The organism is Nocardia paucivorans NBRC 100373, from assembly GCF_000308675.1.
Lineage (GTDB): Bacteria > Actinomycetota > Actinomycetes > Mycobacteriales > Mycobacteriaceae > Nocardia > Nocardia paucivorans.
In genome coordinates this window covers 16,698-31,183 of the sequence record NZ_BAGE01000120.1, presented here as the reverse complement: position 1 = coordinate 31,183, position 14,486 = coordinate 16,698, and the positions used below count along the sequence as shown (strand labels likewise).

The following is a 14,486-nucleotide window of genomic DNA, read 5'->3' as shown; positions in this document are numbered from 1 at the left end:
TCGTTGGTTGTTGTCGTGTCGCGGTCGGCGCGGCACCGGCGATGCGGGCGGTCAGCGGTCCCGGGCGGCCCCCCGATCCGGGGTGGCGCGGGTGCGGGCGTCGCGTTCACGACGGCCGCGCCGGCGTTCGAGGTCGGCGCGCTGCTTGGCGGCGAAGGACTGGTTGATGAAGGCGATCACCGCGGGCTTTTCGCCCTCGGGGATCAGGCCCTCCATGTGGGCCCGCGCCAGGCGGCACGCGAGGTCGTAGTCCTTCTCGATGGTCTGGCGGTTGCGGTCGGCGTCGGTGGCCATGAGGCTGGCTCCTTCCTGGGCGGGGTCGGGGTTACGCCGCCGCAGAGGCGGGCGGCGGGTTGAACGGCAGCGGCTTGAGCATGTCCGTGTGTCCATGGCGCACCGAGCAGTATTTGAAGGGTCCGGCGGGGTCCATCAGCGCCTCCATGTGCGGCCGGGCGTGCACGTCCCACCAGGTCGACCGCGACTCCGCGTCGGTGGCGGCGGTACGGAGCAGAAACAGCAGCCACAGCCGCTCCACCGCCTCGGGGTGGCGCCACCAATCGGGGCACCACGTCGCCGTGGCCAGGTCGGATACCTGCCGGGCATACAGCCGCGCCAGCGTGCCGGACAGGAATTCGTGCAGGGCGATCAGGTCGACATGGTCGAGCGCCGGGTCCGCCGCGTCGGTCAGGCCGCGGATGAATTCGGCCATGGCAATCTCATCGGTGACGTTCGCGGTGGCGACCATGCCGTCGAAGTCGGCCAAGGTCGAGTGGGGGATGGCAGGCATTTCGGCACTCCTTCGGGTGTGCGTCGATTTCCGGGCCGGACGGACGCCGACCCGTGCATAAGTGTATCCGTGTACCCGCCTATCTGTACATACTTATATCCGTGTATATGGGTGTTGATCGGGTGGGTGTGACGGGTCGGCGGCCTGGGTCGAAGCGATGCGACCGGCACGCCACCGAGGCGGATCGGGCGGCGACCCCGTGCTCTTACCGGCCGCCCCGATCAGCACTGGAAGGGGAAGCACCGCCCGCCGGTCGGTGGCGGTGATCCGGACGGCGGCGAGCTGGGTGATACCGACGTCGGCGTGGTGGCGTCGTCGCCGGTGTCGTCCCTGTCGCCGATGATCAGCGCGACCATGGCCACCGGCGCGAACACGGTGGCGCCGATGGCGGCGAAGGCCACCATGGTGCGGTCACGCACGCGCATGGCGGCCTTCGCCGGTCGTGGCCACCGCCACGGCGGCGGGTGTCAGCGTGGCCCGGACGGCGGTGGAGTAGTCGACCTCGGCGCAGTAGGCGCGGTGTAGCTGTCTGACCGTCTCGGCCGTGTCGGGGTCGCCGAGGTCGACCAGGCGTGCGACGACGGCCTCATATGCGGCGTGAATCCTGCTGCGGTCCGGTTCGGTGGGGGTCATGGCTGTTTGATCCCCCATCGGTCATAGACCATGCGTCCGGCCTCGTCGTACCAGGCGCCGGCCTCGTCCCGGGTCCAGCCGGCGAATCGGGTTCCTTCGAGGTCGTCGGAGAATCGGCCACCCCATCCGGGCACCACCTCGCCCTGGGTGGGCGGTGCGGTGCGGGCGGCGCGGTCGAATTCGTCGAATGCGGTCTGGTAGCGGGCCAGTTCTTCGGCCGTGGGTGTGCGTCCGGCCGCGGCCAGTTCCTCGGGTGCGTGGAAGGTCTTGCCTCCGACAGTCTCGGGCATGGTCTACATCTCCACCATTTCGATTCGGGTTCGGCCGCCGGGCAACCGGATCACGTTCTGGACGTAGAAGTCGGTCCCGGATTTGAACAGCACCTCGTCGGGGGTGCCGTATTCGCTGTAGTCGTGGCCGTTCTTGCCCCGGGCAAGGATGCGGTATTCCACGTTCGAGTTCTGGGCAAGGAGCTCGTTCGCGCCGGCCGGGTTCGGTGTCGCGCTGGTGAATCCGTGTTCTGTGACCGTCGCGCCGGGTCGGTATTGGGCCAGTTGTTCGGGGGTGAGGTTGGTGTGCCGGGTGAGCATGCCCTCATGGGCGGGCAGTTTGCCGAGTGCGCCGTTGAGGTCGTCGACCTGGCGCTGCACGGCCGGCGGTAGCGGGGTGCCGGTGTCGGCCGACTCACGCAGCGCGGCGGTGAGGCTGCGGCCGTCTTTGCTGCTGGGGCCTTGCAGCAACACTTGCCGGTCGGCGTTGCTCAACTGGGTGGGCGGCGTGGGCTTCCACTCGTCGACCTGCCGTGCGCGCATGCTGTTGATCCGCTGCAATTCCGGGCCGTGTCGGCCGATATCGCGCCCGCTGGTCGGGGCACGGCGAAGTCCTCGCAGTTTGAAGGCGTCGACCAGGCGGCGGACCTTCGGGGCGTGGCGGGCCACGATCACGGCCAGGCGGCTGGTGCCGATGGCCGCACCGATGGGGGAGGCGGCGCCGAAGGTGACCAGGCTCGACACCACCGTGATGGCGACCGTGATCGCGGCCTCGAGCGCGATGTCGTTGCGCAGATCCTCGAGGACGGCCTTGAGGTCGTCGCGCATCGCCACCAGCGCGTCGCGGTGTTCGGCGGTCGAGGCGCCGAGTTCGCCGAACCCGGCCACGGTGTCGTCGGCGGCGGCCTTGATCACCCGCAGGTCCTCATCGATGTGGGCGACCTCGGGCGCTGTCACCACCGAGAACTCGCCGGCGATTCGATCCAGTTCGGCGGCCAGGCCGGTCACCTCGGCAGCCGTGGACAACTTCGTCCACGTGTCGGCCGCACGCCCCAACAGGGTGGTGTCCCCGTCGGGGATGGTGATGCCGACCTGCTCTACCAGCCCGATACCGTCATCGAGCAACCCGGTACCCGGACCGCCGGCGCTCGGCAGCGGGACGCGGCAGACCATGATCGGCGCCGGGGGGATCTGCGGTGCGTCCGGGGGCGGGCCGGGGGTCATCATCGCGGCGTGATCGGCCTGGGCGTGCACATGCGCCAGCTTCAGCAGCACGCACCCGTAGTTGTAGGCGGCCTCGGCCACCTGGCGCGCGTTGGTGATCAGCGCGTCGGCGCGAGTGTCGTATTCCATGCCCCATCTTTCCGCCTCGGTATACGAGCCGGTCATGTTGCCGCACTCGGCCAACGTGTTCCACTCGGCATCGATGGCGGTGAACCAGGCCTCAGCCGCGCGGATGAGGGCGTGACCGGCGGCGGTGTAGACGTCGGTGTCGACGTCGAGCACCGTCACCGCCCGGCCCCCGTCCCGCTCCGGCCGCTGCGCCCGAGAATCCGCCCTATCTCCTCGGTGCCGGCGACGTAGGCGCCCTCGGCGGCCCTGAGTACCGCCTCCATCTTGGCCAGGCCGTCTTGCATCTTGCTGGCGCCGTCCCTCCATTTGGCGTGGGCGGCGGCGTAGGAGTCGGCGGCCTCACCCGACCACGGTGTCGAGCCGTCCGGGTCGGCGACGTGCAGCGCCTTGACCGCGGTGTCGATACTGTCGAGCTGCCCGCCGGCGAATTCGGTCAATCCGCGCATGGCTGCGGTCAGGTCGCGCAATGCATCCAAATCCACTTTGTACTCTGTCATTGATTCCCCTTGTGTCGTGGTGGTGTGGTGTCACAGGCGAAGCGAACTGGTGGGGATTTCCGCGCCGCCCAGGGCGGTGAGGGCGTCGCCGATCTGCTCATCGAGAGTGTCGAACTCCTCGCCGGTCTGCCCCATGAAGTCGGCCATTCCCTCGAGGGCGCTCAGCACCTCCCGCGCGCCGTCGCGGACCTCGATCCACCCGGCGGCGAACGTGGATGCGGCCGGGCCGCGCCAGATCGCATCCATGCCCGCGACCTGGGTGTCCATCTGCTGTACCGCGCCCGTGATCGTGGTGGCCGTGTCCCGTAAGAACTGGGCCGTATCCGTTATCACCGGCGAATCCGCGCCGATCACAGTCATGCGCAACCCCTTTTCCGTTCAACGTTTTTCGTGATCCTCACAAACCTTGGACGCGCCGGCGACCCGAACGGTTCCCCCGACCGGAAACCGACGCCCCGCCCTCGGGCGGTTCCGGGGGCGGGGCGTCGGTGGGTGTGGGCGGGCCGGGCATGTTCGGAATCTGTCCGGCCCCGCTCGTTGTTCGTTCAGATGCGGTCGGTGCGGTTGCTTCTCGGTGCGGTCAGGGCCTCGATCGTGGCGCCGATGACGCGGGCGGTGTCGGCCATCTCGGCCACCACGGGCAACAGATCGGCCAGTGGGTCACCGGTCGTCGAGGTGAGGTGGTCGCCCGCGGCCGTATCGCCCGCGGGGGAAGCGGTCCGCAACCGGGCGGCGGCGGTGTCCTGGGCGGCGGCCAGGGCGGCGATATCCGGGCGTACGTGGTCGGGCTCGTCGGTGATGATGGACATCGATGCGATTCCTTTCGAAGCGGTTCGGTCAGAACGGGGGGAAGGTGTCGCGGGTGCTGCGGGCATAGCGCCGCACCAGGGACAGGGAGCCGGGTAGCAGCCGATCCAGCCAGGCCGGATAGCGCAGCGTGAGCAGCGGGCGGGCGCAACGGTCGCACAGCCAGGGGTCCGGGTCGGCGAGGGGATCGGCGCCGGCGCTCACCCCTCCGCCGGCCCCGCCGCAGTCGGGACAGCGCGGGCACGGCGCCGAGGTGACCTCGAGCAGGATCACGTCTCGACCCGCCCGGCCCGGCCTCACCCAGCGCCCCACCTCCATCGACAGGTGAGGGTGACGCAGCGTTCCCAGTCGCTCGCACTTCATCGCCGGTTCCCCTCGGCGGTTTCGGTGATGTTCACCCGGCCGGCGGTGGTGAGTGTTCGTGTGTCGATCATGGTGTCTCCCAATCGGTTTGGATCAACGGTAGAGGCGTGGGTCGTTTCGCGGTGGGCGGTGGTCATGGTCGGCGGCTTTCGGTGCGGTAAGCGGGTCCGCACACCACCATACCCGTATATCCGCCTATCTGTGTAGACGGATATCTGTGTAGGCGGCTGTCTGTGGTACCGTGTAGGCGTAAGCGCTCGCGAACCGGCAGGAACAGGACAGGAAAGGACAGGCCATGAGCCCACCGTCACGGCGGCGGCGCGCGTCACCGGTCGCCCGTATCCGGGCCGTCGGCGGCGTCATCGCGGCCGTCGACACCAGGAGCAGAGACGGTAAGTCCACGCTGGTCCGGCACCTGAGTCACGAAAGCGCGGCGCGGGGGGGCGAAAGTGCTGGTCCTGGACACCGGTATCCAACAGACGTTGATGGATGCCGCAGTGGTGGCTGCGGCGGCCTCCGACCCTCACGGGGTGCTGTTGATTCCGTGCGGCGCCGCGCCCGCCGATGCGTGGGCCACCCGCCGTGACACCGCGCCGCTGTCGCGGCGGGCGGTCACGCTCGCCCCCGGCGGCCGGCTCAAGAGCCGCCTGGTGTCGATGGACCACGATCCACGCGAGTTGATCACCACCGGAGCGCGTGAGTTGTTGGCCGTCGCCGATATTGCGCCGTTCGCCGCCGGTGGCCTCCAGCACCGTACCGCCTACCCGTCCGCGCTCGGATTGGGCCTGTCGGTGGGCGAGTACGAACCACGCGGGCAGGCCGCCCGCGAGGTCGCCGAACTGGCCACCGAAACCCTCGAGCCCCACCGAGACCGAATGAGAACAGGAAGGACATCCCACCGATGAGCACGACCGACAAGAAGAATCGCGGCCGTATCCGCGATCCGCAGGCCGCAGAATTCGTCGCCGAGGCGCCGAAAACCTCGCGGGTTCCGAAGGAGCGCCAGCGGCTCACCGTCGACATCCCGGTGCCCACCTACAAGGCCCTCGGTTACGCCAAGGTCGAAACCGGACTGGATCTGCTCGACCTGGTGGCCGAGGCACTGGCCGCCTACGAGCCGGTCGCCAAACACCTGCGCCGAGACAAGTGAGCGTCGAAGGGTGAACCATCATGAGCACGACACCGAAGGATTCCGACCGCGGGATCACCCATCTGGCCCGTGACGAGTAGCCACGGTTCCGCCCGCGATAACCACAACGACAGATGCCCCACCGAAACCCGTTTCGGTGGGGCATCTGTCGTTGTGGGGTAGGGCCGGGCATGTACGCAAGGCCCGGCCCCTGTATCGGTTTTCCCGTTACCGCTCCCGCGCCTGGCGCTGCTCGATACGGTGAAGGCGACGAGCGCGACGGGCCTGGTCGCCGGACGAGGCGGCTGCCACATCGATGACGTTCGGGCGCCGAAGATATAGCCCGCCACCTGGTGAAGACACGAAACGGCCCACACTCCTCGGGGATGCGGGCCGTTGTGGTGTCGACGTCGACCAGTATCGCCGGCGGCGCCGACACCGGCGGGCCGCAAGGGGTCCTCGTCGAGGATCGGGTCACCGGTCGGGATTCGGCGGCATATTCTGCTGCGGCAGGGTGCATTTCGCGCATGAAGGGTGGGGAAGGTGGCCACGATGTCGAGGGCGGAAGAGGTGGTCGCGGCGTTGGCGGCCCAGTTCGGGATCTCCCGGATCGGCGCGGCGCCCGAGTCGGTGTCGTCGTGGCAATTATGCGCCCGCCACATCGAAGCCCTCACCCGTCTCATCGACCACCTCCGCACGGTCGGTGAGAAAACGGTGAATTTGGGCGAAGAGCTCGGCGTCGTGTCCGTGGACAAAGCGATCGCCTACGCCGAAGCCCTCCGGCACCGCTACAGCGACCGGATGATATTGCTGCAACACCGCGAGCACATGGCGGCGATCGAGCAGGCCGTGGAGCAGAAGGTCGACAATCCCGAGGTGCGGCGGGAATTGTCCGATCTGGTCACGCAGATCGGACGCCAACAGCAAGAGCTGGCCGACAGCATTCGGGCTCGAGCAGCGGCCGAGGCCGGGGACCTGGCGCGGCTGGACCTGATGAAACACCGATGGGAGGTGCGCCGGGCGATGCTGGATCGCGAACCCGCCGCCGTGCTCGTCGGTGGGGTCCTACTGGTGGGTATCGCCATGGCATTGGTTGTCGCGATGTTCACCCACACCGCGGTTCCGGAAATCCTGTCCAGCGGCTTCCTGCTGATCCTTGGCTTCTTCTTCGGCCAGAACAGCACCCGCGCCGGGGGCTAGGGCGAGACGAACCGAACGCGTGGCCCGCCGGGACCTCCATCGGCGTCGGGCCACGGCGGGCTCTCGTCAGTCGGTGAAAGCGGCGGCGACGAGCCGCGCCAACGCCGTCTCATCAACGACCCACGCCCCCATCCCTCCACCTTTGTTCTTGACCGTCGGATCATGACGCTCCGGCTTGGTGTGATGTCCACCAGAGATCAGCGGCAAATCCATCTCAGTGCTGTCCGGGGTCTCCCTCCAACGGGCCCGGACGAGACCGACGATCACGTCATCGGTGCTGAGGCCGTCATACTCGCCGGAGAAGTCACACAGGACGACCGGCACACCACCGCGGGCCAGATGCCATGCGGTGGTGCGGTCACGGACGGTGGCCCAGCCTCGCGCCCACATCGCCGATTCGACCGCCTTCCAGGTGCGGGTACCGCACCCTCGGCCCCGCAGATACACAACCGGGGTGAGTGCAGGTGGGGAAGGGTCGGTGTCGTCAGTGCCGCGGCCGAGAATGGCGTATATGCGCTGCCGGTTCTTGGTGCTGAGCGCACGGGCCGCGTCGGAAGGGGTGATGCGGTCGGCGTGGATTTCGTCGCGGATGGCCTGCTCGAAAGCGGCCTGGGCGTTGCGGACGGCCCGCTGCGCGGCTTGGATGCGGGCGACGGCGTCTGCCTGTAGGGCTGTGTCTGTCATGGGTTTTCCCGTCAGGTTAAGTAGTCGATGCCGGTAGGCCGGATTCGGCGGGCCTTGGCGGCGATGACGAGCGGCTCTCCATTTCCGGTTGGTTCATCCAGCGGTATGTCGCGGCTGGGATGGAGGGGTTTACAGAGGTCATGACCCATTTCCGGCCGTCGATGCTCCCGGTGATGTGCGTAGGATTACCACTTTGTCGCCTCTCGGTGGCAGCCGATCAGGGGGTCGGTTAGCTGCATTCGTCGCAATAGCCGCGACGGTTGAGGGGGAGTCCGCAGTAGTGGCAGCGGCCGTCGGCCTTCGCCGCGGGCAGACCGGCAATACGGGCAACCCGGTCGGCGCGGCGGTCGCGGCGGGCGGAGCTTGCGCTGGTGCCGGGGCGGGCGAAGGTTACCCCGTCCTTCACCGCCACGACGTCACCAACGATCTGGTCACTGCTGCTGCCGTCGCGGCGGGTAACAGTCACAACATCGCCGGCGGTCAACTCGCGCCCGGCCAGCAGCCATTCGTGGCCGACCTTGCGCCACTGCACCTGGCGGCCCTCGGCGACGGTGGTGTCGGCGGCTTTGCGGGCTTTCTTGCGGCGGGCCTCGGCGAGCAGCCTGTCGATCTGGGCTTCGCTGCCGCGATTGAAGACGATGGCTTCGCCGTCGGAGTAGATGGTGATCCGGTCGACGCGGCTGGTGATGCCGTCTTCGGTGTAGCCGGCGGCGAGCAGTTCGGCGACCTCGGTGGTGACGTTGTATTGGGCCATGGGGTTCTCCGTTCTCGGATGCGGGACCACCCCCCGCTCGGTGTATGAACATCATACACTCGTATGATGTTCATACACAACCCTTGCAAAGCAAAAGGCCCCGGCAAAAACCGGGGCCTTCCAGTTCCCCGCGCGCGCGGGGCCAACGTAGTGCCCAAACAGAAGCCTGGGCCAACCCCGCACGCGCGGGGAGTCGAACACAAAGATCTTCGAAAATCGAGCTCGGCTCATCCCCGCACCGCGGGGAACACGCGCAAACCTAACACCACCTCATGCCGAGCGACCCCCCTTTCGATGAACACAGCACCGCCCGGCCGATGGAGTTTCGGCCGGGCATCCGCGCGATATGCGCAGGGGTCGAGAAGGTATGCGCCGCCCTCCTGGCCGTTCGACCCCGGCGCGGTGTCGGTGGCCACCCGCACACTGGAGGCCATGACAACTACCGCAAACCCCAACGGACACACCGGTTCCCGTGCCCACACCTCGGTCGTGCGGTCCGGAGACGAGCAATGATCCCCGAAACCAGCGGCACCGTCGCCGTCATCCACGACAACGGAAAGCAGCACTACCTCCCCGTGATCGCCTGGGACGACGAAGGGGACGCGATGATCGCCGGTACCGGCGGCAACCTCCAGACCGCCCGCCTGCAAAAAGGTTCCAACGGCTCGACAACCTGCCCGGCCCCGACGACATCACCGCCCTCGTTCCCGCCAACCGCGAACTGGTGCGGTTGCTGCCCGAAGACCCCGACGTCGCCGTCCCCGTGCTCGCCTGGGGACTCACCCGCGGCGGTGACATCTGCGCCGTTGTGGCCGACCCTGACGGGCGGATCGAGGTAGAGCCGAACCCGATTCTCGTCACCGACGACAGCAAACCCGCCTACCGCGGGATCACCCATCTGGCCCGTGACGAGTAGCCACGGTTCCGCCCGCGATAACCACAACGACAGATGCCCCACCGAAACGGGTTTCGGTGGGGCATCTGTCGTTGTGGGGTAGGGCCGGGCATGTACGCAAGGCCCGGCCCCTGTATCGGTTTTCCCGTTACCGCTCCCGCGCCTGGCGCTGCTCGATACGGTGAAGGCGACGAGCGCGACGGGCCTGGTCGCCGGACGAGGCGGCTGCCACTCCCGGCCCGCTGGTAGTCACACCCAGCGCCGCGCCGGGGGTTGCGGGGCGGCGCCGCCTCCATAACCCCCCTCTGCGGTCATGGAGACAGCGGACTTCGGGATACAGCCGCTTCGGTCCCTCGACTGCGGCTGTGCCCCTCGTCGCGCCCCTCTGGGTAGCCGCTGAACCGGCGCGGTAGCGGCGCATCTCAAGGTAAGAGGGGCCGACGGATATGACCCCTGAGTTTTTGCACGGCCTGTGTATTCAAGGCGGCGGGCGCGGCAGTGCAGGAGGAATCCGGTGGGCGAGCACGACAACCACAGCGACCCTGCACACCATCTCCCGTTCCGACATCGCGTTCACCACCTTCCCGAGGGACATGATGAGAGGGGAGGGACCGCACCGCAGGCGGTGCCGGCCGACACGGTCGGGCTGTTCTCACCGTCCGACAGCGCCTCGGTAGACGGTGAGACAGTGAGGTGATGACACAGCGTCGGCGAGTACGCCGCCGCCGGTGGTCCCGAGTGCAGGGCAATGTTCGTCTCCTGCCTACCGCTGGCGGTGGGATTCACGGTCAGCGATAGGTGTGGGATGAGAAAGCGGCCCCGTGGTGCGAAGGCGAGGTGAGGGGGAATGAGCGGCGGGACATGGTCAAAGCTCTCCTCTCGGGCGAACTTCCACACATGCAACCGCGCCGGTCGCGGTTGCCCGATTGTCGGCCGCGCTCCTTCGCAGCACCCAAAAGCCGTTCACAGTAAGGCGTTTAGGCACCGCGGCGATTGTACTGACGCCCGTGCAGGGTCCGCAGACGAACCGTTACCTACCTGGCAGTAGCCACAACCGCTCTGGCTGCTCAGAGGTTGCCCCCAGGAGATGATGGGTCGAATCGCTCGGCCTCACCGGCCGGCGAAGCATGCAGATGGCGCGCCATGACGAACTCCCGCGAACTGTCGAGCATCAGATGGGGTGTGTCCGTCGCCGGAGCGGTTCACAGCCGGGGGCCGGAAACTCGTTCTGCCGGTTGGTGATCGAACACAACGGAAACGCCGAACAGGTCCGCGATACCGGACAGGGTTTCGCCTGCGTCGCGGCGGGCGCGGGCGACTGTGTCTTTACTCGGGTTCGCCATCGGCGCCGCGCGCTTCCTCGATGAACTGCTGCACGCGGGAGCGGGAGAGGCCGAGGATATCGGCGACCTTAGCATACGAGCGGTCGTCACCGAGCTCGTCGTACAGTTCGACGACCAGGCGGCGACGTTCATCCGCGAGGCGTTTGACGACCGCACCGAACAGCACTTGGCGCGACGTCAGGTAGTGGTAGCGCGGCGGGATGTCCTCTCCGTCGCGGTCGCCGACCAGCGCGTCGTAGATCGCGTCGACTTCGTGCGATTCGGCTTCGTAGCCGAGCAGGCTGTTGTCGGTCATTGTGGGTCCTCGTCGTCAAGAGCGGGAGCGGGGATGAGTATCAAGGCGGTGATGGGCCAGGCCACGGCGGCGACCAGTGCAGCGGCGGTGAGGACGACGGCGCGAAGGGGTCGCGGAAGAATTCGGCCGGCGCCGTGGCGCAGTACCCGGCCGTGTAGCCGACCAGTAGGTGAGCCCACCACGGCAGTCCGGTCAACCACGTCCAGAAGTCCGCCACGTCCATGTGTCAGTGCAGGTCCAGGCCGAGGTATTCGACGACCTCACGGGGCAGCTCCTCGGCGATTCGGACGTAGCAGTCGTACCGGGTGGTCCACCACTCGCAGTGGGCGGCCCAGTCGACATCGCAGATGTCGCAGACGTCTTCGATCTGGATGCGAGGGATGTCGGTGTCGGTTTCCCGCGCCGCCCAGTAGCGGTGAGTGCCGGTGAGGGCCTGTTCGCCGTGGACGACGATCGGGGCGCCGCACCAGCCGTTTTCCCGCATGGAGGCGGCGAGGGCGGCGACTTTGTCCGGGTCTACGATGCCGTCCAGGGGGTCGAATCCGCATCCGCAGTAGCTGATTTCGGTCAATTCCTCGATCTGGGCGAGAATTTCGGGCGCCACATTCGCGTGCATAGCCCCACTATACAGCCGAGCCGGCACCGTGCATAGCCCCACTGTGCAGAGGTTGCGCGGGTGCACAACGCTGGACACGACCGAGCCCCGATGGGTGCGCTCGAGCGCGCGGGTAAACCCGACGAACCACCCGTCCGGTCGAGTCCGCCGCCGCAGCGAAGGGCGCGAAACGCACGAGGCCGGGGCGAGCAGTCCATCTGTTCGCCCCGGCCCGGCCCACACCCCGCAGGGGCTACCGGAGGATGTCGAGCCCTTCGGCGATCTCGGCGACCCGGCGGGCGGCACCAATCAGTCGGTGGTCGGTCTCGGCCTCGGCCACCTCGCGGGCGACGCGGGCCAGTGCGGCGTTGTCCTCGGCGCTGCGGGGGGTGATGTTGCCGTGGTCGTTGACGACCTCCAATCGCTCGTATTGCCGTCTATTTCGCACGCCGAGGCACGAATCAGAAGGGTGGTTCGTCATAAACACGACGCGCCCGGCGCAACATCGACCACGACCCCGGCAGCATGCGGTCCAGCCACCCCGGGCACCGCAGCGCGCCCCACGGGCGGGCACAGCGGTCGCACTCGTATGAGTCCACATCGCCGGACGCGTCGCCGGTGATCCACCCGCCGGCGCCGTCACAGTCCGAGCAGCGCGGGCACGGCGCCGAAACCAGCTCGACCACCACCGCGGGCGTATCGGTGTACCCCGCGTCCACCCACCGCAGCAGGCGGAACGGCCGGTGCGGATGCGGTAACCCGCGCAGACGCTCACACCACATCACCGCTCCCCCTTCCCGACCCCGGCCTCACTCGGCGGCCACCGGTGGCCCTGCCGCGAAACGGTCACCCCGCCACAGGTACACACCAGATGCGCCGTCAACCCGCGCCCGCGCCAGGCGTCCGGCTCGTCGGCGCATCCACACATCAAGCGACCCGCCCGACTCGTGGCCGACGCCCTGTCGGTCCGAAAATCCGTGTAATCCATCCTCTTCTCTTTCTCTTTCCTTCGCCGACAGGGCCGGGCATGTACGCGATGTCCGGACCTGTCGGAACCGCTCGTGGTTATCGGCGCGCAGCGCGCAACAGAGCCTCGATCACTTCGGCGGCGCGGGTCGGTCCGGGCGATACCGGGTCGCACACCACGCAGTCGCCGGGCGGCGGAGGTGGGGGCGGGTCGCAGAACATGACACATTCGGCAGGGCCGGGATCGGCGGCCGCAATGGCGGTGGTCGGCATGACCGGGCCGTGGGCGACGAATTCGACGACCTGATGAGCGGTCGCAGCGACCACGGCGGCGGTGGTGGCAGCCAGCAGCAGGTGTGGTAGGGCCAGGGTCGGGACGGTGACGCGGACCGCGGAATGGCGGGGGCCGGGCAGCGGGGTAGGGGCAGGGTCGCTGTCGCTGTCGCTGTCGGGGTCGAGGTGGTCGGCGGTGTCCTCGTGGCCGTCCAGGGTGTCCCAGGGATCGGTGGTGGCGGCGTTGGCGGGCAGCGCGTCTTGGACGCTGTCGACGGCGTCGACCTCGGGTTTCAGTGTGAGCATGGTGGGTCCTTCCGTGTGGTCGATCGGACGGGCGAAGGGTCAAATACGACCGAAACCGGTGATCACGGCAGCGGCGGCCGAGAGCACGGGAGACGGTCCGGGTGGAGCCGGAGCCGGGGTGGGTGCCGCGGCGTCGGGTGGAGTGCAGAACATGACGCATCCCACGTGGGTGGCCGGCGGGGTGGGTGCCGTGGTGTCGGGTGGAGTGCAGAACATGGCGCACTCGACATCGGCGGTCGGGGTGATCGGGGCGGCGGCGATCGGTTCGGGGCCGGGGGAATCGAGGTAGATCACAGCGGCGGTGAGCGCGCCGACGATGAGCAGGAGCGACACGAGGACGGGCACCGCGGCCTCGATGACGGCCAGCAGTCGGTGGGTCGGGACGGCGGCGCGGGTCACGGTCACGGCGGGTCGGGGGGTGTTGGGGTTCATGGTTCGCCCTTCCGAGCTTCCGAAGCGGTTCGTACACACCCACTTTCCCACATTCCCACATTTCTGTAAACCCACATTCCCACATTTGTGGGAGTGTGTGTTACTGTATGGCCGTAAACCCGGACCGGCCGGTCTCGGGTCACCGCCTTGGAAAGGGGAAGGTCGATGAGCCCAGCACGCGCACGGCGCGGGTCGCTGGTCGCGCAGATCCGCGCGGTCGGCGGAATCGTGATCGCCCTCGTCAGCACCAAGGGGGGGAGCGGAAAATCGACCGTGGCGTGGAATCTGGCCCACGAGATCGCTCAGCGGGGGGCGCGGGTGCTGCTGCTCTGCACGGACCCACAGCGCACGCTCACCGATGCCGCGGCGGTACGCACGATTCCCGAGCGGGTGCGGGTGCAGCATTATCCGCACCTGTCGTTGCGTCGGGATTTCGCGCATCTGCGTATCGGGTGGGATGTCGTGGTGATCGATGCCCTGGGTAGGCACGACCAGCTCACGCGCGCGGTGGTCGCCACCGCGGCCGGTGACGAGTACGGGGTGATTCTGGTGCCGGTGCCGCCGTCGCCGCCCGATGTGTGGGCCACTCGCCGTGACACCGGCCCGGTCCTGCGGGAAGCGGCCGAGGCCGCCGAGGCGGTGGGACGCACATTGGTGGTGCGGATGTTGCTGACCCAGTACGACCCCCGCGAGTCGATCACTGCCGCCACCCTCGAGGCCTTGACGGCCGCCGATATCGCCCCGCTCACGGAGGCCTGGTTGACACGTCGCACCGTCTATTCCCACGCCATCGGCGTGGGGCAGGCGGTGTGTGAGTACGAGCCGCGCGGTGCGGCGGCCTCGGAAGTCGCCGCCTTGGCCACCGAGACCATCAAGCTCGCCCTTGCCGGGCACTGACGGAGCAC

General features: G+C 68.2%; 25 protein-coding genes. 6 read left to right on the top strand and 19 right to left on the bottom strand.

Annotation, left to right across the window (positions count from 1 at the left end):
- Window positions 1-51 precede the first annotated feature (51 nt).
- The 10 genes from ON32_RS24185 to ON32_RS24140 all read right to left on the bottom strand — a co-directional run bounded on the left by ON32_RS24185 (window position 52) and on the right by ON32_RS24140 (window position 4,709).
- Window positions 52-294, bottom strand: a complete 243-nt coding sequence (locus tag ON32_RS24185) for a hypothetical protein (RefSeq protein ID WP_040793323.1) — start codon at window positions 292-294, stop codon at window positions 52-54.
- Between the two features lie 31 nt (window positions 295-325).
- A complete protein-coding gene (locus ON32_RS24180) occupies window positions 326-787 on the bottom strand; it encodes a DUF4913 domain-containing protein (protein ID WP_245551269.1) in 462 nt (153 codons plus the stop codon).
- A 221-nt stretch (window positions 788-1,008) separates the two neighbouring features.
- A complete protein-coding gene (locus tag ON32_RS24175) occupies window positions 1,009-1,212 on the bottom strand; it encodes a hypothetical protein (RefSeq protein WP_040793322.1) in 204 nt (67 codons plus the stop codon).
- A complete protein-coding gene (locus tag ON32_RS24170; protein WP_040793321.1) occupies window positions 1,199-1,420 on the bottom strand; it encodes a hypothetical protein in 222 nt (73 codons plus the stop codon). Before ON32_RS24170 ends, ON32_RS24175 begins: the two co-directional genes overlap by 14 nt.
- Entirely contained in the window at window positions 1,417-1,710 is a 294-nt protein-coding gene (locus tag ON32_RS24165) for a hypothetical protein (RefSeq protein WP_040793320.1), read from the bottom strand. The genes ON32_RS24170 and ON32_RS24165 overlap by 4 nt, the downstream gene beginning before the upstream one ends.
- A 3-nt stretch (window positions 1,711-1,713) precedes the next feature.
- Window positions 1,714-3,201 (bottom strand): ADP-ribosyltransferase family protein, encoded by a 1,488-nt coding sequence (locus ON32_RS24160; RefSeq protein ID WP_040793319.1) that lies wholly within the window; start codon window positions 3,199-3,201, stop codon window positions 1,714-1,716.
- A complete protein-coding gene (locus ON32_RS24155; protein ID WP_083874754.1) occupies window positions 3,198-3,539 on the bottom strand; it encodes a WXG100 family type VII secretion target in 342 nt (113 codons plus the stop codon). Before ON32_RS24155 ends, ON32_RS24160 begins: the two co-directional genes overlap by 4 nt.
- A gap of 30 nt (window positions 3,540-3,569) precedes the next feature.
- Window positions 3,570-3,899 carry a WXG100 family type VII secretion target gene (locus tag ON32_RS24150; protein ID WP_040793317.1) on the bottom strand — a complete coding sequence of 110 codons (330 nt, stop codon included), beginning with the start codon at window positions 3,897-3,899 and terminating at the stop codon, window positions 3,570-3,572.
- A gap of 185 nt (window positions 3,900-4,084) precedes the next feature.
- The gene (locus ON32_RS24145; RefSeq protein ID WP_040793316.1) at window positions 4,085-4,348 is read right to left on the bottom strand and encodes a hypothetical protein; all 264 of its coding nucleotides are present in this window, start codon (window positions 4,346-4,348) and stop codon (window positions 4,085-4,087) included.
- A gap of 28 nt (window positions 4,349-4,376) precedes the next feature.
- Window positions 4,377-4,709 (bottom strand): hypothetical protein, encoded by a 333-nt coding sequence (locus ON32_RS24140; RefSeq protein ID WP_157224328.1) that lies wholly within the window; start codon window positions 4,707-4,709, stop codon window positions 4,377-4,379.
- Window positions 4,710-5,158: 449 nt separating this feature from the next.
- On the opposite strand from ON32_RS24140, the gene ON32_RS24135 reads away from it, so the two are divergent.
- The 3 genes from ON32_RS24135 to ON32_RS24125 all read left to right on the top strand — a co-directional run bounded on the left by ON32_RS24135 (window position 5,159) and on the right by ON32_RS24125 (window position 7,038).
- Window positions 5,159-5,614, top strand: coding sequence for a ParA family partition ATPase (locus tag ON32_RS24135; RefSeq protein WP_040793314.1), 456 nt, complete (start codon window positions 5,159-5,161; stop codon window positions 5,612-5,614).
- Entirely contained in the window at window positions 5,611-5,859 is a 249-nt protein-coding gene (locus tag ON32_RS24130; RefSeq protein ID WP_040793313.1) for a hypothetical protein, read from the top strand. Before ON32_RS24135 ends, ON32_RS24130 begins: the two co-directional genes overlap by 4 nt.
- A gap of 531 nt (window positions 5,860-6,390) precedes the next feature.
- Window positions 6,391-7,038 carry a hypothetical protein gene (locus ON32_RS24125; protein ID WP_157224327.1) on the top strand — a complete coding sequence of 216 codons (648 nt, stop codon included), beginning with the start codon at window positions 6,391-6,393 and terminating at the stop codon, window positions 7,036-7,038.
- A 66-nt stretch (window positions 7,039-7,104) separates the two neighbouring features.
- Here ON32_RS24125 and ON32_RS24120 read toward each other — a convergent pair whose 3' ends face one another.
- Together ON32_RS24120 and ON32_RS24115 are read right to left on the bottom strand one after the other, a co-directional pair.
- Window positions 7,105-7,722 (bottom strand): hypothetical protein, encoded by a 618-nt coding sequence (locus tag ON32_RS24120; RefSeq protein ID WP_040793311.1) that lies wholly within the window; start codon window positions 7,720-7,722, stop codon window positions 7,105-7,107.
- 229 nt (window positions 7,723-7,951) lie between these two features.
- Window positions 7,952-8,476: a hypothetical protein gene (locus ON32_RS24115; RefSeq protein WP_040793310.1), complete on the bottom strand. Its 525-nt coding sequence runs from the start codon at window positions 8,474-8,476 to the stop codon at window positions 7,952-7,954.
- Between the two features lie 294 nt (window positions 8,477-8,770).
- On the opposite strand from ON32_RS24115, the gene ON32_RS29750 reads away from it, so the two are divergent.
- Window positions 8,771-8,989 carry a hypothetical protein gene (locus ON32_RS29750; RefSeq protein WP_157224326.1) on the top strand — a complete coding sequence of 73 codons (219 nt, stop codon included), beginning with the start codon at window positions 8,771-8,773 and terminating at the stop codon, window positions 8,987-8,989.
- A gap of 211 nt (window positions 8,990-9,200) precedes the next feature.
- Window positions 9,201-9,392 carry a hypothetical protein gene (locus tag ON32_RS24105; RefSeq protein WP_040793308.1) on the top strand — a complete coding sequence of 64 codons (192 nt, stop codon included), beginning with the start codon at window positions 9,201-9,203 and terminating at the stop codon, window positions 9,390-9,392.
- Between the two features lie 1,305 nt (window positions 9,393-10,697).
- Here the strand turns inward: ON32_RS24105 and ON32_RS24100 are convergent.
- The 7 genes from ON32_RS24100 to ON32_RS30615 form a co-directional block, all read right to left on the bottom strand.
- The gene (locus ON32_RS24100; protein WP_040793307.1) at window positions 10,698-11,009 is read right to left on the bottom strand and encodes a sigma factor-like helix-turn-helix DNA-binding protein; all 312 of its coding nucleotides are present in this window, start codon (window positions 11,007-11,009) and stop codon (window positions 10,698-10,700) included.
- A 40-nt stretch (window positions 11,010-11,049) separates the two neighbouring features.
- Window positions 11,050-11,232: a hypothetical protein gene (locus tag ON32_RS29745; protein ID WP_217998109.1), complete on the bottom strand. Its 183-nt coding sequence runs from the start codon at window positions 11,230-11,232 to the stop codon at window positions 11,050-11,052.
- A gap of 3 nt (window positions 11,233-11,235) precedes the next feature.
- Window positions 11,236-11,625, bottom strand: a complete 390-nt coding sequence (locus tag ON32_RS24095; protein ID WP_040793306.1) for a ParB N-terminal domain-containing protein — start codon at window positions 11,623-11,625, stop codon at window positions 11,236-11,238.
- A 232-nt stretch (window positions 11,626-11,857) separates the two neighbouring features.
- On the bottom strand, window positions 11,858-12,052 hold the full coding sequence (locus ON32_RS29125) for a hypothetical protein (RefSeq protein ID WP_157224325.1): 195 nt from the start codon (window positions 12,050-12,052) through the stop codon (window positions 11,858-11,860).
- A gap of 13 nt (window positions 12,053-12,065) precedes the next feature.
- Entirely contained in the window at window positions 12,066-12,389 is a 324-nt protein-coding gene (locus ON32_RS24090) for a hypothetical protein (protein ID WP_169331671.1), read from the bottom strand.
- 280 nt (window positions 12,390-12,669) lie between these two features.
- Window positions 12,670-13,149, bottom strand: coding sequence for a hypothetical protein (locus tag ON32_RS24085; RefSeq protein ID WP_040793304.1), 480 nt, complete (start codon window positions 13,147-13,149; stop codon window positions 12,670-12,672).
- A 39-nt stretch (window positions 13,150-13,188) separates the two neighbouring features.
- A complete protein-coding gene (locus ON32_RS30615; protein ID WP_040793303.1) occupies window positions 13,189-13,581 on the bottom strand; it encodes a hypothetical protein in 393 nt (130 codons plus the stop codon).
- 165 nt (window positions 13,582-13,746) lie between these two features.
- Here ON32_RS30615 and ON32_RS24075 point away from each other — a divergent pair, with 165 nt between their 5' ends.
- On the top strand, window positions 13,747-14,478 hold the full coding sequence (locus ON32_RS24075; protein WP_040793302.1) for a nucleotide-binding protein: 732 nt from the start codon (window positions 13,747-13,749) through the stop codon (window positions 14,476-14,478).
- Window positions 14,479-14,486 lie beyond the last annotated feature (8 nt).

Bases quoted from the DNA above. Each gene is read 5' to 3' on its own strand.
- ON32_RS24180 (WP_245551269.1), bottom strand. From the start codon at position 787: ATGCCTGCCATCCCCCACTCGACCTTGGCCGACTTCGACGGCATGGTC.
- ON32_RS24130 (WP_040793313.1), top strand. From the start codon at position 5,611: ATGAGCACGACCGACAAGAAGAATCGCGGCCGTATCCGCGATCCGCAG.
- ON32_RS24115 (WP_040793310.1), bottom strand. From the start codon at position 8,476: ATGGCCCAATACAACGTCACCACCGAGGTCGCCGAACTGCTCGCCGCC.
- ON32_RS24165 (WP_040793320.1), bottom strand. From the start codon at position 1,710: ATGCCCGAGACTGTCGGAGGCAAGACCTTCCACGCACCCGAGGAACTG.
- ON32_RS24095 (WP_040793306.1), bottom strand. From the start codon at position 11,625: ATGCACGCGAATGTGGCGCCCGAAATTCTCGCCCAGATCGAGGAATTG.
- ON32_RS24140 (WP_157224328.1), bottom strand. From the start codon at position 4,709: ATGAAGTGCGAGCGACTGGGAACGCTGCGTCACCCTCACCTGTCGATG.
- ON32_RS24085 (WP_040793304.1), bottom strand. From the start codon at position 13,149: ATGCTCACACTGAAACCCGAGGTCGACGCCGTCGACAGCGTCCAAGAC.
- ON32_RS24175 (WP_040793322.1), bottom strand. From the start codon at position 1,212: ATGCGCGTGCGTGACCGCACCATGGTGGCCTTCGCCGCCATCGGCGCC.
- ON32_RS24185 (WP_040793323.1), bottom strand. From the start codon at position 294: ATGGCCACCGACGCCGACCGCAACCGCCAGACCATCGAGAAGGACTAC.
- ON32_RS29745 (WP_217998109.1), bottom strand. From the start codon at position 11,232: ATGGACGTGGCGGACTTCTGGACGTGGTTGACCGGACTGCCGTGGTGG.
- ON32_RS24145 (WP_040793316.1), bottom strand. From the start codon at position 4,348: ATGTCCATCATCACCGACGAGCCCGACCACGTACGCCCGGATATCGCC.
- ON32_RS24120 (WP_040793311.1), bottom strand. From the start codon at position 7,722: ATGACAGACACAGCCCTACAGGCAGACGCCGTCGCCCGCATCCAAGCC.
- ON32_RS24125 (WP_157224327.1), top strand. From the start codon at position 6,391: ATGTCGAGGGCGGAAGAGGTGGTCGCGGCGTTGGCGGCCCAGTTCGGG.
- ON32_RS24075 (WP_040793302.1), top strand. From the start codon at position 13,747: ATGAGCCCAGCACGCGCACGGCGCGGGTCGCTGGTCGCGCAGATCCGC.
- ON32_RS24150 (WP_040793317.1), bottom strand. From the start codon at position 3,899: ATGACTGTGATCGGCGCGGATTCGCCGGTGATAACGGATACGGCCCAG.
- ON32_RS29750 (WP_157224326.1), top strand. From the start codon at position 8,771: ATGAACACAGCACCGCCCGGCCGATGGAGTTTCGGCCGGGCATCCGCG.
- ON32_RS24100 (WP_040793307.1), bottom strand. From the start codon at position 11,009: ATGACCGACAACAGCCTGCTCGGCTACGAAGCCGAATCGCACGAAGTC.
- ON32_RS30615 (WP_040793303.1), bottom strand. From the start codon at position 13,581: ATGAACCCCAACACCCCCCGACCCGCCGTGACCGTGACCCGCGCCGCC.
- ON32_RS24155 (WP_083874754.1), bottom strand. From the start codon at position 3,539: ATGACAGAGTACAAAGTGGATTTGGATGCATTGCGCGACCTGACCGCA.
- ON32_RS24170 (WP_040793321.1), bottom strand. From the start codon at position 1,420: ATGACCCCCACCGAACCGGACCGCAGCAGGATTCACGCCGCATATGAG.